At 40.4% G+C, this 13,724-nt stretch carries 11 protein-coding genes and 1 pseudogene; 8 read left to right on the top strand and 4 right to left on the bottom strand.

Annotated elements, in window-relative coordinates:
- Positions 1-85 precede the first annotated feature (85 nt).
- Entirely contained in the window at positions 86-2,026 is a 1,941-nt protein-coding gene (locus VF06_RS31675; protein ID WP_099072122.1) for an FAD-dependent oxidoreductase, read from the top strand.
- Positions 2,027-2,028: 2 nt separating this feature from the next.
- Here VF06_RS31675 and VF06_RS41565 read toward each other — a convergent pair whose 3' ends face one another.
- The gene (locus VF06_RS41565) at positions 2,029-2,190 is read right to left on the bottom strand and encodes a hypothetical protein (RefSeq protein WP_180267589.1); all 162 of its coding nucleotides are present in this window, start codon (positions 2,188-2,190) and stop codon (positions 2,029-2,031) included.
- Between the two features lie 19 nt (positions 2,191-2,209).
- Between VF06_RS41565 and VF06_RS31670 the strand changes: the two genes are divergently transcribed.
- The 5 genes from VF06_RS31670 (at position 2,210) to VF06_RS31650 (ending at position 7,150) form a co-directional block, all read left to right on the top strand.
- Complete coding sequence (locus VF06_RS31670; protein WP_099072121.1) at positions 2,210-3,370, top strand: sigma-70 family RNA polymerase sigma factor; 1,161 nt, start codon at positions 2,210-2,212, stop codon at positions 3,368-3,370.
- Between the two features lie 65 nt (positions 3,371-3,435).
- Positions 3,436-3,804, top strand: a complete 369-nt coding sequence (locus VF06_RS31665; RefSeq protein ID WP_099073258.1) for an MlaD family protein — start codon at positions 3,436-3,438, stop codon at positions 3,802-3,804.
- A gap of 60 nt (positions 3,805-3,864) precedes the next feature.
- On the top strand, positions 3,865-5,040 hold the full coding sequence (locus VF06_RS31660) for a DUF1822 family protein (RefSeq protein WP_099072113.1): 1,176 nt from the start codon (positions 3,865-3,867) through the stop codon (positions 5,038-5,040).
- Between the two features lie 515 nt (positions 5,041-5,555).
- Positions 5,556-6,023, top strand: a complete 468-nt coding sequence (locus VF06_RS31655) for a DUF4870 domain-containing protein (RefSeq protein ID WP_099072112.1) — start codon at positions 5,556-5,558, stop codon at positions 6,021-6,023.
- 29 nt (positions 6,024-6,052) lie between these two features.
- Positions 6,053-7,150, top strand: a complete 1,098-nt coding sequence (locus tag VF06_RS31650; RefSeq protein WP_099084294.1) for a Gfo/Idh/MocA family protein — start codon at positions 6,053-6,055, stop codon at positions 7,148-7,150.
- Here the strand turns inward: VF06_RS31650 and VF06_RS31645 are convergent.
- Positions 7,147-7,722 (bottom strand): retropepsin-like aspartic protease family protein, encoded by a 576-nt coding sequence (locus VF06_RS31645; RefSeq protein ID WP_099072843.1) that lies wholly within the window; start codon positions 7,720-7,722, stop codon positions 7,147-7,149. The genes VF06_RS31650 and VF06_RS31645 overlap by 4 nt on opposite strands.
- Before the next feature lie 228 nt (positions 7,723-7,950).
- Complete coding sequence (locus tag VF06_RS31640) at positions 7,951-8,733, bottom strand: nucleoside phosphorylase (protein ID WP_099072842.1); 783 nt, start codon at positions 8,731-8,733, stop codon at positions 7,951-7,953.
- A gap of 338 nt (positions 8,734-9,071) precedes the next feature.
- Here VF06_RS31640 and VF06_RS31635 point away from each other — a divergent pair, with 338 nt between their 5' ends.
- Both VF06_RS31635 and fusA read left to right on the top strand, forming a co-directional pair.
- The gene (locus tag VF06_RS31635; RefSeq protein ID WP_099072841.1) at positions 9,072-10,856 is read left to right on the top strand and encodes a diguanylate cyclase domain-containing protein; all 1,785 of its coding nucleotides are present in this window, start codon (positions 9,072-9,074) and stop codon (positions 10,854-10,856) included.
- A gap of 417 nt (positions 10,857-11,273) precedes the next feature.
- Positions 11,274-13,268 carry an elongation factor G gene (fusA, locus tag VF06_RS31630; RefSeq protein ID WP_099072840.1) on the top strand — a complete coding sequence of 665 codons (1,995 nt, stop codon included), beginning with the start codon at positions 11,274-11,276 and terminating at the stop codon, positions 13,266-13,268.
- A 252-nt stretch (positions 13,269-13,520) separates the two neighbouring features.
- Here fusA and VF06_RS42200 read toward each other — a convergent pair.
- Positions 13,521-13,724: pseudogene (locus tag VF06_RS42200) on the bottom strand (RNA-guided endonuclease TnpB family protein); the annotation flags it as partial.

The following is a 13,724-nucleotide window of genomic DNA, read 5'->3' as shown; positions in this document are numbered from 1 at the left end:
GTTTGAAATTCTGACACAAAATCTGCTAATTCCCAGTCATGATTTCATGTCAGTAATTCATTATGAACTGTTAATTGTGTCGCCAATGAATCCACTATTCAATTCGTCAGAATCGTCTAATATTTCGCGTCGGACACTGTTGAAAGTCTTTGGTGTTGGTGCAATTTTTGGAATCACAGGGTACTCTCGATTTACTAAGCCAAAACCAACGGTATTTGCAAGAGACACTTTGAAATTGCCACGGTTATTAAGTCAGCAAAAAAGTGTTGTAGTCATTGGGGGTGGTTTAGCGGGTTTAGCTTGTGCTTATGAATTAAGTCAACGGGGATTTGTGGTTACACTTTTAGAAAAGTCTCCCCAACTTGGTGGTAAAATTGCTAGTTGGTCTGTAGAAGCTGTTGGTGAAACTTTTAGAATGGAACATGGCTTTCATGGCTTTTTTCCCCAGTACTATAATTTGAATAGTTTAGTTAAAGAACTAAAGATTAGCGATAACTTTGAATCGTTAAATTTTTATTCAGTGGTTTACCGCGATCGCCAATACAAACCAGAGATATTTTATCCTAGTAATTCTGCCTTTCCTTGGAATATTCTAGATTTAGCGATCGCTTCTCCCAACCGCTTCAAATGGGGAATTAATCTTACAAAATTAAAACACCTGCAAGTCTTCCAGGCCATTACTGGTTTTCAAAGAGAAAAGAACTTTCAGCGATTCGATAATATATCCGTTGCTGATTGGGTAAGAACAGAATTCCCCCAAGGATTATATGACTTATATTTTCTGCCGTTTGCCAAATCTAGTTTGAATGCACCAGACACCATGAGTGTCGGAGAATTAATGCAATTCTTCCATTTTTATTTTTTTGGCAACCCTGAAGGACTAGCTTTTAATGGCACTAAAGATGATATGGGTACAAGTTTAGTGCAACCCATTGCCGAGGCAATTAAAAATCAAGGCGGTAATATTATCACAGGGACAACTGTTAGTGAAATTTCGGCTACAGAAGGTAAAATCGCAGCAGTAAAATATTATGTTGGTGGCAATCAAAATAGCGTGCCTTTTTGGGTGAAACGAAATTCAGTTGTTGATGATAACCAGGTAGAATATTTTGGTGCGGCTGATGAAGTATTTGCTTTACCTGCTGGAGGAAAAACAGCCATTTCTCTTACCTGCACTCATCAAGGTTGTACCGTACAAATGGCAGCAGATGGTCAGTTTCATTGCCCTTGTCATGGCGCAGTTTTTAGTAGTGATGGAAAAGTGGTAAAAGGGCCTGCCCAACAAGATTTAGCTAAGTTTCAAGTAGTGGAACGACAAGATACAGAAGTGCAATTGATTGCAGCAAATAAAGAATCATCATCACCAGAAATAATTGCAGCAGATTATTATGTTTTAGCAACCGATGTACCGGGAGTACAGCAACTCTTAAAACGAGTGAATGGGAATATAGATGAAAAAGTGCGATGGCAAATTGCAAATTTAAGTATCGCCGATCCTTTTGCAGTTTGTCGTTTCTGGTTTGACCGCGATTTTGCATGGCAGCAAAGTAATTTTACATCTTTATCCGGCTATCAATTAACTGATAGCATCACCCTTTATCATCGCATTCAAGAACAATTCATCGACTGGGCACAACGCACCGGTGGTAGTGTAGTAGAATTACACGCCTATTGCTATAAAGCAAAAGAATTTCCCACTCAAGAAGCCTTGTTAACCAAATTTGAAGAGGAACTCTATGAAATCGTCCCAGAATTACAACAAGCGCAGATATTACATCGAGAATTAGTGAATCAAAATAACTTTTCTGGATATCCACCAAATAGTTATGCACAACGTCCAGAAACTACAACTAATGTTGCTAACTTATTATTTGCAGGTGATTGGGTGAAAATGCCCTTTCCTTGTGGATTAATGGAACGTGCCGTTAGTAGTGGCTTATTAGCAGCCAACGACATTTTACACCGTGAAGGCTTGCAGAGACGATCGCTTTTATCAGTAAATCCGCAAGGGATGTTACAAATTTAAAATTAGGAATGCGGGCTGATGACTGATGACTGTTGACTAATGACTGGGGAGTTATTCTTATCTCCCTTGTCTCCCTTGTCTCCCTCATCTCCCTTGTCTCCCTTGTCTCCCTCATCTCCCTTGTCTCCCTTGTCTCCCTCATCTCTCCATGCCCCATCCCCCATGCCCCATGCCCCACTTTTTATGCAACCTCGACAAACCATCATTGAAATCTTCTCGACTTTTGTGCAATTTGCTGGCGATCGCTTTAGTCGTTGGGCGATAGAATCAAGTTTGCGTCGCAGTATCCAAAGTTGTATCAAACAAGCGCCACAAGAAACTTCAGAATATTTTTGGACGCTTTATTGGTATAAGTTTTGGCAAGTTCCCGAAACTCAAGTACTGGCAAAACAACATCTCACGGCTTACTTCCAAGAACCTTGTTATTGGGTATCTCAAAAAACTGTGACTAATTTTGCCAGCACTCAGTATCAATTATCAGACTGTTTTCAAATTGCCATTGCCCAAGTTGATAAAATCCTCAAAGGTTATAATCCCAATCAAGGTTTTTCTTTAAAAAACTACGCCAGCGCCATTTTTAGCGGTGCTATCCGAGAAACTTTGCGTCAAAATAGCGAAATCGATATCTGTAGCGACTGGGGACTGTTGCGAAAAATCACTAAAAAGTTTTTGGTGGAATCTTTGCAAAACGCTGGTTTATCTCCAGAGGATATTAATGCTTATATTCTCGCTTGGGAATGTTTTAAAACTCTGTATATTCCTACAAAAACAGGTACTTCTCGGCAACTTCCTCCACCAGATGATGTCATTTGGCAAGCGATCGCTAAAACTTATAATACACAAACCACTCACCAAGTCAATGCCCAAACTTTAGAAAAATGGCTGCTGAATTCTGCTAAAGCTGTACGCAGATATCGCTATCCTCAACCGGAGTCTTTGAATGTCCCCAAAGGTGGCGATGATGGTTGGGAATGGTTAGATAATCTTCCAGGAAGTCAACAAGAATCTCTGATTAATGAAATTCTTGCCCAGGAAGCAGAACAAACTAGAATTTCTCAGCAAACTGAGATTAACAAAATTTTAGTCCTGGCGATCGCTCAACTGGAACCGGAATTACAACAAATTGTCAAACTCTACTATGGCGAAGAACTCACTCAAAACCAAATCGCCAAACAATTACAAATGCAGCAATATACAATTTCCCGGCGACTGAAAAAAGCCCAAGAAGCTTTATTGCGGTCTTTAGCCAACTGGAGTCGAGATAATTTGCATATTACTGTCACATCAGACCTACTCAAAAGCATCAATACAGTGATGGAGGAATGGTTGAGGAATTATTACTAGGGTATGGGGCATGGGGCATGGGGCATGGGGCATGGGAGAGGAGAAGGGAGATTTAAAACTGAAAGTTGAAGCTTAGACGGCTCAAGGTTTTAGTTCAAAACCTCAACGTTTTAGTTCAAAACCTCAACGTTCCAGTTCAAAACCTCAACGTTTTAGTTCAAAACCTCAACGTTTTAGTTCAAAACCTCAACGTTTTAGTTCAAAACCTCAACGTTTTAGTTCAAAACCTCAACATTCCAGTTCAAAACCTCAACATTCCAGTTCAAAACCTCAACGTTCCAGTTCAAAACCTCAACATTCCAGTTCAAAACCTCAACGTTTTAGTTCAAAACCTCAACATTCCAGTTCAAAACCTCAACGTTCCAGTTCAAAACCTCAACGTTTTAGTTCAAAACCTCAACGTTCCAGTTCAAAATCTCAACGCTCAAACTTAATTTCTCAATGCCCCATGCCCGATGCCCAATGCCCCATGCCCAATATTTGGAGTAACCATCATGACTGCTGACACCACTGCCTTTACTTTTGCTAATTCAACAGACTTGATTTTAGAAATTCCTATCGCTACCCAAAATCAGGTAGATGTCGGCAGTCAATCTTTTTCTAACCCGACTTCTCGCTATCAAGGTTACATTAATGAACTTTGCCTGGGTGCTGTCTTGGAATGGTTAAAAGAAGATTTTACACCGCAAGCAAAGGTCTGGCCAACTACCACCGTTTTATCCAGCTTTTGGGAACTGGTTAATGGAACAGCAGTGACGTTAGACGGAACTAAACTAATCTTGGTTCCGAGTGAAACAATTGATTTGAGTGAATTCCGAGTACCACAAGAATGGGTGGATATTCCCAGTTGGATGGGTGATTATTATTTGGCTGTGCAGGTAGAACCAGATGCAGGGTATGTGAGGGTTTGGGGTTACTGCACCCATGCACAACTCAAAGCTAGGGGAAATTATGATGCTAGCGATCGCACTTACTCTCTTGACGGTGATAATATCATCAATGACATCAATATTTTAGCGGTGGCGCGGCAACTTTGCCCAGAAGAAGCAACACGTAGCGCCATTGAAGAAGTTACCGCCATCCCGCAAGCACAAGCACAAAACCTAATTACTCGTCTGGGAAATCCAGAAATACTTACACCCAGACTCGTTATTCCCTTTCAACTGTGGGCGGGGTTAATTGCACATGGCGGTTGGCGCAAAAGTTTATATCAACGCCGCTTGGGAATAACAGAACAGTGGTCAGTTATTCAATGGTTGCAAAACGGTGTTTCCCAAGTCGCCCAAACTATTGGTTGGGGAAGTTTTGATTTACAAGTGAGTGAAGCTGGTGCGCGGGGCGTCGAACAAACACCACCGCAAAGGATTATATCTCGTCAGCTGACGATTGCAGGTCAAATCTACGAACTGCTGATTACACCCCAAGGGGAACCAGAAACAACTATTTGGCGCTTTGAGTTACGTAACCTCACTGTAGGTGCAGCCATCCCTGCTGGTTTTAAACTCCGACTCCTCACTGAAGATTTACAGCCTTTCCCGAATAACGAAGATATTGCTATAACTGCCGTAGAACAACTTTATATAGAGGTAGCCTTGGAACCAACAGAAGGCATAGTCTGGGAAATAGAACCTGTTCCCGAAAACTATGACCAAGAAATACTCAGATTTTAAGATAGGACTTACGCAAGAACTCTCTCAAACTCTTATAACTTCGTGCCCTTTGCGTCCTTTGCGGTTCGTTTATTCATACTTTTGCGTAAGTCCTATAAGACTAGGAACAAGTCAGAAATATTTTACAGAAGATTGTTAACTGTTGACGGTTCATAGTTCACACTTCACAGTCATATCATGTCCTTCGCGGTAAGTGAGAGGCTTGTTGCTGTTTACAGCAATTTTCAGGTAAATAAACCACGTTGTAGGGCGAACAACCGTTCGCCCCTAGCAGGGATTGTGGTTCAAATAGATGAAAAACGCTGTAAGCTAAAATCCAAAATACCAAAATAGTATCAGCTATTGTTTGACTATTTTATTAGTTGTAAAGTGAAGAATTGTCTGGTCTAACAGCCGAAGCAGAACTTAGGACATAAACTGATTGTCAAAGTACTACCTGAAGAGACTTTCGCCAACCTGTTGCCTGTTGCCTATTGCCTATTCTCTGCTATATATCCACCTGAAGTTGAAAAGCTATGAGAGAAAAACCTAAACAACAAGTGCGTGTATGGGCGATGTTGTGTCATCTCTCGGCTTTATTAGCGTGGATTTTAGTCTTATTTTTGGTATTTATTGGCATACCTTTATATTTGCCCTTGAATCTGTTAGCCCCACTGATGATTTGGCGATGTCAAAAAGCAAAATATCCCTGGATTGATTTTCAAGGTAAAGAATCTTTAAATTTTCAAATTTCTTTGACGTTTTATACATTTATTTTCATCGTGATTTCTTTGTTTTTCGTCTTAACCAGCTTTAGTTTGGCAGTGACTACTAATAGTAAAATTAATGAAGTTCAACTCACCTTAGATAGTTTATTAATTGTGCTAACATCATTAATTTCATTAATGTTAATTTTACAATTATTTTTGGTGATTTTTGCCGCCATCAAAGCTTATAACGGAGAACATTATCGTTATCCTTTGACTATTAGAGTTTTGCGATAAATTTGTATAAATATGGGAGTAATGATGATATGATTGGGGTCGCGATCGCTGGCACTGGATTTGGTCAAAAAGTCCACATTCCTGGATTTCAAGCACATCCTCGCACTGAGGTAGTCGCTGTTTATCACCGAGATATCAATAAAGCCAAAGCCATAGCACAATCCCATAACATCCCCCACGCCTGCGATACAGTTGCAGATGTTGTGGCATTACCAGAAGTCCAAGCAGTCAGCATTTCTACTCCGCCGTTTTTGCACTATGAAATGGCAAAAACAGTCCTCCAAGCCGGCAAACATTTACTACTAGAAAAGCCCATAGCTTTAAATGCACGTGAAGCTACAGAACTTTATCACTTAGCTAAACAAAATAGTGTCATTGCTACTGTAGATTTTGAATTTCGCTTTGTCCCTGGATGGCAATTATTTGCTGAACTTTTGTCAGCAAAATATGTGGGTGAGTTGCGTTTAATTAGAATTGATTGGTTAGGTTCTTCTCGTGCTGATGCTTCCCGTCCTTGGAATTGGTATTCTGAGAAAGAAAAAGGAGGCGGTGCATTGGGGTCTTTGGGTTCCCACGCCTTCGATTATATTCATTGGTTATTCGGCCCAGTGCGGAAATTAAGCGCCCATTTAACCACTGCAATTCCGGCGCGAATTGACCCGACAAACCAACAATCAAAACCAGTCAACACAGATGACAATTGTATATTAACCCTAGAATTAGCAGATGGTACACCTTGCCAAGTTACCATCAGTGCCGTCGTTCATGCACCAAGAACCCATTGGATAGAAGTATACGGCGATGGCGGTACTTTAATCGTAGGTAGTGAAAATCAAAAAGATTACATACACGGCTTTCGTGTGTGGGGTTCCCAGCCAGGTAAACCCCTGACAGAAATAGAAATACCAAATCGATTAATTTTTCCCCAAAATTACGCCGACGGACGAATTTCTGCATTTATTCGTGTTATCGACCAATGGGTACAAGGAAAGGGGAAAGGGGAAAGGGGAAAGGGGAAAGGGGAAAGGGGAAAGGGGAAAGGTTTTAAATTCCTTACCCTTTATCTAGCCCTTACTCAGCATTTTGGGGTTGGTAGACTACTAGTAATATTCAAAATTCACAGCTAGCGCTGATAAAATTCCACCTCTTTCTCTAAAATCTTGATATCGTAATTACCAAAAAAATCGTGGCCTAGTAGCCCAATGTCAGCTTGAGGAGCGATCGCTACTGGAAGATTATGCGCTACTACTCCACCTACTGTAATAGATTTTACCTTACCTATGGGAAATTCGACTTCACTACCATCAGCAACTTGAGCTTGTATGATACCTGTAGTTTTCAGTTGTAGGCTACTTGCCATATTGCGAGTAATCACAGTAGCACTAGCACCTGTATCAACAATCATTTCAAAGGTTTTTTTGTCATTAAAAGTCACATCAATGATGGGAGTTCCACCAAAGCGCCGTTTGATGGGAACCCGAAAAACTCCCTCTTGTGAAGATGCATCTGAAGGTACATCAATTTTATCGCCACAAAGCTTTGCTAAACCAATGGTTTCACCGGAAGAAGTCACCATAAAACATGCTCCCGGATCTCCAATAGATGCTTGATTAAATAATACTAAAAATATTAGTGTAGGCATGAGTGCAACCGCACTTAAATTCATGGTTTTAATCCCATGCCTCCAGAGATGATTCATATTATATTAATGCTCCATTTTGGCGATATTTATTAATATCTCAATGACTAAAATCAATTCATGATTGTTTTTTGAGTTTTTATTTTTATATTTCTACTTATCTTACATATAATTACTGATTGATAAATTAAAGATTAGATAAAGAGATGATGAAACTACTGAAGTTAATTGCTTAAGCAAATAATTTCAACTTCACACTCAACAGTCATCAGTCAACAATCAACTCTATTAATTAGCTGACTCAAATATTGCTGCTGCATGTACCGCAATGGCAATGGCATTTTTCACAGCTTTATCTCTTTGTTCTAAAATGATATTTTCACTAACAATACGACCAGCAATTACACCACAAATAGCTGCTGCGGCAAAATCATATACTCCTGCCATTTTAAACAGCGTGCCGCATTCCATTTCATAATTTAAGATATTTAATTGGCGATATTCTTCTGTGATACCACGGAGCGATCGCATTAAATTTGGGTTTGCAGAATCAGTGCGTTCTTGTCCCTCATAAAAAGTATCAACTGATGCTGTAATTCCTAAATGATAGTCAACCTTTAATTCTTGTGCAGCTTTAACTAAGGCCACTGTGAGAAAAGGATCGGCCGCAGCTGGATATTCCACAGGCGCAATATCATTTGCTGCACCTTGGCGACACAATGCTGCATTGCTAATAACAACACTACCAACGGCAATATGGGGTTGAATAGAACCACAAGTTCCAATGCGAATAATTTGCTCAATTCCTACTTGTACCAACTCATTCACAACAATACTTAACGAAGGCGCACCCATACCACTAGTAGCGGATAGAATGGGACGACCATTAGGTAAAAATCCCAGATAGCTATTGAGTCCCCGATTTTCTGACAACAAGCGTACATCTTGTAAATAAGTTTGGGCAATGAGACGCGATCGTTCCGGGTCGCCAGATAATAAAGCTATGCTCGGAGGTAATGAACCTAAATCATCTTGTCCAAAACCAATGTGATAGAAGTGTTTATTTGGCATAAAGTTTAGAGTAGCGATCGCCCCAGCAGCATACCACGCTAGAGTCTTTTTTGAGACTTTACCTAGAATCTCTTCATTGCCATACCTAAAGTTATTTTTTGGGTGCAATTATACAATTAATATATTTGGGGAATACAAAAAACTATCGTAGGCTAAGTACTAATAAACAGCAAGTATTATGCTGTTATTTTTCATCGAATCTTCTAACAGAAAAATTTGTAGCACAGTTCAATTTAAACAAAGGTTTGGTATAAGTTAATATAAAGTCAAAATAATTACCCAAAAATACCATTTACTTGCATTTTTTATAAATAAAACAATTTAAATTATCATTATTTATGTCAGACAAAATTTTACATAACATCACCAAACTATGTGCTGATTTTTTTTGTAAACTTTTAGGACAGCCTAGTGTTAGTGATTTAAAAAATCAACTTCATGAAAAAAACGTTCAAATTCAGCAACTAGAAGAGCAAGAAAAGGCACTTTATAGAGTAATTAGCAAAATCCGGGCTTCTCTGGAGTTAGAAACAATTTTTCGGACAGCCACTAAAGAAACTTGCAAGTTACTGCGTGTCGAGCGCATTGCTGTCTATCGTTTCCATAAAAACTGGGGTGGAGAATTTGTCAACGATTTTGAATTTGCAGAACCTGGATGGGATGATGTAGAAACATTAGGAAAAAATACAGTTTGGAATGACTCTTATCTCCAAGAACATCAAGGTGGACGCTATTCTAATAATGAAACTTTAGTGGTTTCAGATGTCTATTCAATCGGCTTGTCTCCATGCCATTTAGAAATTTTAGAACAGTTCCATATTCGAGCTTATGCAACTGCACCAATTTTTGTGGGGAAAAAACTTTGGGGAGTGCTTGCTGCTTATCAACACTCACAACCACATGAATGGAAAAAATTAGAAATACATTTTCTCTCTCAGATAGCAACCCAGTTAGGGTTTGCAGTTAAACAAGCAGAATTGTTAGCTCAAGCAGAACAAAAAGCAGCAGAACTACATAAAGCAAATCAGCAGCAGGAAATTCTGTTTAATTTAGTTGCTCAAATTCGTGAATCTCTGAATTTAGACACTTTGTTTAAGACCACTGTACGAGAAGTTCGTAAAGCTCTCCGTGCAGATCGTGTAGGTATCTTTCGATTTGACCCTAAATCAAATTATGTCTCTGGTGAATTTGTTTCTGAGAATGTATTACCTGATTGGGATTCAGTGATTGCTATAAAAGTGAAGGATCGTTGTTTTGGTGAAAAATATGCAATTGCTTATCACCAAGGACGCATACAGGTATTATCAGATATTTATCAAGCTCAGTTACAAGATTGTCACCTTTTGGTGTTAGAGCAATTTCAAATCAAGGCACAAATTGTTGTACCTCTAATGAAAGGAAAAACTTTGTGGGGATTACTATGCGTTCATCAGTGTAGTTCCTCACGGGATTGGAATATGCTGGAAATTAAATTTATCCGACAATTAGCAGCTCAGTTTAGCGTAGCTTTAGAACATTCAGAATTATTAGAACAATCCCGCTTTCAAGCTGATAAATTGACTCACATCAATCGGGCTTTAGAATTAGCAAATTCTGAATTAGAAAAACTTAGTAAGTTAGATGGGTTAACTAAAATAGCTAATCGTCGTTGTTTTGATGAATTTTTAGAACGGGAATGGAATCAGTTAAAAAGAACGGGAAATTCTTTATCTTTAATCATATTTGATATTGATTATTTCAAAGATTATAACGATTATTATGGACACCTAGCAGGGGATGAATGCTTAATACAAGTTGCTCGTGCTGCACAAATTGTGTTGAAACGTCCTACCGATCTCCTAGCTCGTTATGGCGGTGAAGAATTTATAGTCCTTTTACCTAATACCAACGAATCAGGTGCTATTAAAGTAACTAACTTGATTCATCAGTCTATTGAAAAATTAAAAATTTCTCATACAAAAAAGCATAGCTCTCCATATTTTGTCACCGTCAGTTTAGGTATAGCGACTCAAATACCAACAGCTAAAAGTTCCGCTCAGGACTTAGTTGATGCAGCAGATAAAGCCTTGTATCGAGCTAAACAGCAAGGACGCAATCGCTGGATTTGTGCTACAAAACTCTGAGAAGTTGTTTGTCAAGGGATTTTTCAGTAAAAAATATTTTATTCTATTGTTGATGGTTGATGGTTGACGGTTCACAGTCAACAATAGACTTCTAAGAGAAGTCGGGAAAAGGGGAAGGGGAAAAGGGGAAGGGGGAAAGGTTTGGTATTTTCCCTTTCCCCAATAAAGATGCATCCCTTTTCCCACAACAGTGCAAAAGTCCTAATTTCCCTATTCTTCTTTGCGTCTTTGCGCCTACCCTGCGGGAACACCAGAGGCTGTATGCGTGAGCTTTTTAAAGGAATACTTAACGTCAAGTCGATTCTTTTTGAGGTATTGGATGAATTTAATAGCCTTTCTTTAATACTACATATATAATACATAATATGTCACCTTTCGAGTGGTGACTATTTGTTGCTTTCACAAAAAGGAAATTGTATGATTCCCCGACAACGCGTCCGCAATATTGGTATTTCTGCTCACATAGATTCTGGTAAAACTACGTTATCAGAGCGAATTCTCTTCTACACGGGCAGAATCCATGCTATTGAGGAGGTGAAGGGAGGTGGTAAGGGTGCAACAATGGATTTTATGCCGGAGGAAAAGTTACATGGTATCACCATTACCTCCGCAGCAACCACTTGCCAGTGGTACGATACTTGCATTAATTTAATTGATACACCAGGACATGTTGATTTCACTATTGAAGTAGAGCGTGCCCTGCGGGTACTCGATGGAGCCGTAATGGTGTTGTGTGCTGTGGCGGGTGTGCAATCCCAGTCCATCACAGTGGATCGGCAGATGAAGCGCTACCATGTGCCGCGTTTGGCATTCATCAATAAGATGGATCGTATTGGTGCAAATCCATTTCGTGTAGTACAGGCAATACGCGATCGCTTGCAATTAAATGCTGTGTTGCTGCAATATCCCATCGGTAGTGAAGACCAATTCCAAGGTGTAATTGACCTAGTGGAAATGACCGCTCACTATTTTGAAGGCGAAAATGGTGAAAATTGGGTGAAACAGCCAATTTCCGACATTCTTGTGCCAGCAGCACAACAGGCGCGGGAGAAAATGCTGGATGCTTTGTCACTATTCTCCGAACCGATGACCGAGATGTTGTTGGAAAATCAAGAAATTCCCCAAGAACTGATTTGGCAAACCATCCGTCAAGCAACCTTGAAGCTGGAACTCACACCAGTACTGCTGGGTTCGGCATTCAAAAACAAAGGAGTGCAAAATCTCTTGGATGCCATTGCTCTTTATCTACCATCTCCGGTGGATAGGGACTGGGAACTAGAGAGGGTATCTAATCCCGATGCTTCCTTGGTGGCTTTGGCATTCAAACTCACCGTTGAGTCTTTCGGACAGTTGACTTACATCCGTATTTACTCCGGCACGTTAAAGCCGGGTGATACCGTTTATAACTCCCGTACAGGACAACGGGTGCAAATCGGTCGCTTGGTGAGAATGCACGCCAACAAGCGCGAAGAAGTGAAAGTTGCAACCGCTGGGGATATTGTTGCTTTACTGGGTGTAGACTGTGCCTCTGGCGATACATTATGTACCGGAGAAACACTAGTATCCTTAGAAAAGATGTATGTGCCGGAACCAGTGATTACGCTGTCAATTACACCCAAAAAACAAGAAGATAGCGATCGCCTTTCTAAAGCACTCAACCGCTTTCAACGGGAAGACCCCACCTTTCGAGTCAGCATTGACCCAGAATCAAGAGCAACTTTGATTTCTGGAATGGGCGAACTCCACCTAGAAATTTACTTAGAGCGGATTCAACGAGAATACAATGCTGAAGTTTTTGTCGGTACTCCCGCCGTGGCTTACCGGGAAACCATTGGACAAAAAACTACCTTTGACTACCGACTCAAGAAACAATCAGGCGGCCCTGGTTTGTACGCTCATGTTACTGGGTGGATTGAACCAACAGATGAGCCATTTGTTTTTGAAAATCAGGTAGCCGGGGGTGCGATTCCTAAAGAGTACATTTCTGCCTGTGAAAAAGGTTTCCGGGAGGCCATGGAATCAGGAAAGCTGTCAGGCTATCCGGTGACCGGCGTAAAAGTCGTTTTGGAGGGGGGTTCCTATCACCCCATTGACTCTTCAGAATTGGCCTTCCGGTCGGCTTCCCACCAAGCACTAGAAAATGCGATCGCCAAAGCCAAACCCTACATCAAAGAACCAATTATGCTTGTAGAAGTGGAAACACCAAACCAATTCATCGGAAGAGTCCAAGGCGATCTTTCCTCCCGTCGAGGCTTGCTGTTGGGTTCCGAGACAATGCAAGAATATTCAGTGATTCGAGCAGAAGTCCCCCTAGCACGAATGTTTGCATATTCTACAGACTTGCGAGCGCTCACTTCTGGTATGGCTACCTTTTCAATGGAATTTGCCTGTTATAGGCAGTCGATTGATTGACGGTTGACAACAGAGACGTAGCATTGCTACGTCTCTACATCGGGTGGAATGACGAAAAATCAATGCCAAAAGTATTGTGGCAGGCTCTTTGTTAAAAGCGCGATCGCACGGGGTAAAACGTGCCATCCTGTTTACAAGTCACGACAAACAAGCAGCACAAGCAGTTTATCGAGGAATTGGCTTTGTGCCCACTGGGGAGGAATATGGCTTAGTGTTGTTTGAAAATAGTTCCAAAAAGCATAGACAAATATCTCATGCCCTTTGTGCGCCGGGAATAACCCCCACAGGGCGAACTACAACGCCCTCTATCCCTAGACTAAACGCTGTCGGGACTACTTTTCTTAAAATATTCAAACTACCATTCACATCAGCATGAATCAATAAACCATTACCTGCTCTATACAACTTCGTGCTGATTCTTCGACCACTAAATTTAACATCTTTTGAGTTAGCTTC

It is taken from the genome of Nostoc linckia z4 (genome assembly GCF_002608075.1).
GTDB lineage: Bacteria > Cyanobacteriota > Cyanobacteriia > Cyanobacteriales > Nostocaceae > Nostoc > Nostoc linckia.
Note: the sequence above shows the minus strand (reverse complement) of the source record. Positions and strands in the feature narration are given on the sequence as shown.

Bases quoted from the DNA above. Each gene is read 5' to 3' on its own strand.
- VF06_RS31675 (WP_099072122.1), top strand. From the start codon at position 86: ATGAATCCACTATTCAATTCGTCAGAATCGTCTAATATTTCGCGTCGG.
- VF06_RS41565 (WP_180267589.1), bottom strand. From the start codon at position 2,190: ATGGGGGATGGGGCATGGAGAGATGAGGGAGACAAGGGAGACAAGGGA.
- VF06_RS31670 (WP_099072121.1), top strand. From the start codon at position 2,210: ATGCAACCTCGACAAACCATCATTGAAATCTTCTCGACTTTTGTGCAA.
- VF06_RS31660 (WP_099072113.1), top strand. From the start codon at position 3,865: ATGACTGCTGACACCACTGCCTTTACTTTTGCTAATTCAACAGACTTG.
- VF06_RS31655 (WP_099072112.1), top strand. From the start codon at position 5,556: ATGAGAGAAAAACCTAAACAACAAGTGCGTGTATGGGCGATGTTGTGT.
- VF06_RS31650 (WP_099084294.1), top strand. From the start codon at position 6,053: ATGATTGGGGTCGCGATCGCTGGCACTGGATTTGGTCAAAAAGTCCAC.
- VF06_RS31645 (WP_099072843.1), bottom strand. From the start codon at position 7,722: ATGAATCATCTCTGGAGGCATGGGATTAAAACCATGAATTTAAGTGCG.
- VF06_RS31640 (WP_099072842.1), bottom strand. From the start codon at position 8,733: ATGCCAAATAAACACTTCTATCACATTGGTTTTGGACAAGATGATTTA.
- VF06_RS31635 (WP_099072841.1), top strand. From the start codon at position 9,072: ATGTCAGACAAAATTTTACATAACATCACCAAACTATGTGCTGATTTT.
- fusA (WP_099072840.1), top strand. From the start codon at position 11,274: ATGATTCCCCGACAACGCGTCCGCAATATTGGTATTTCTGCTCACATA.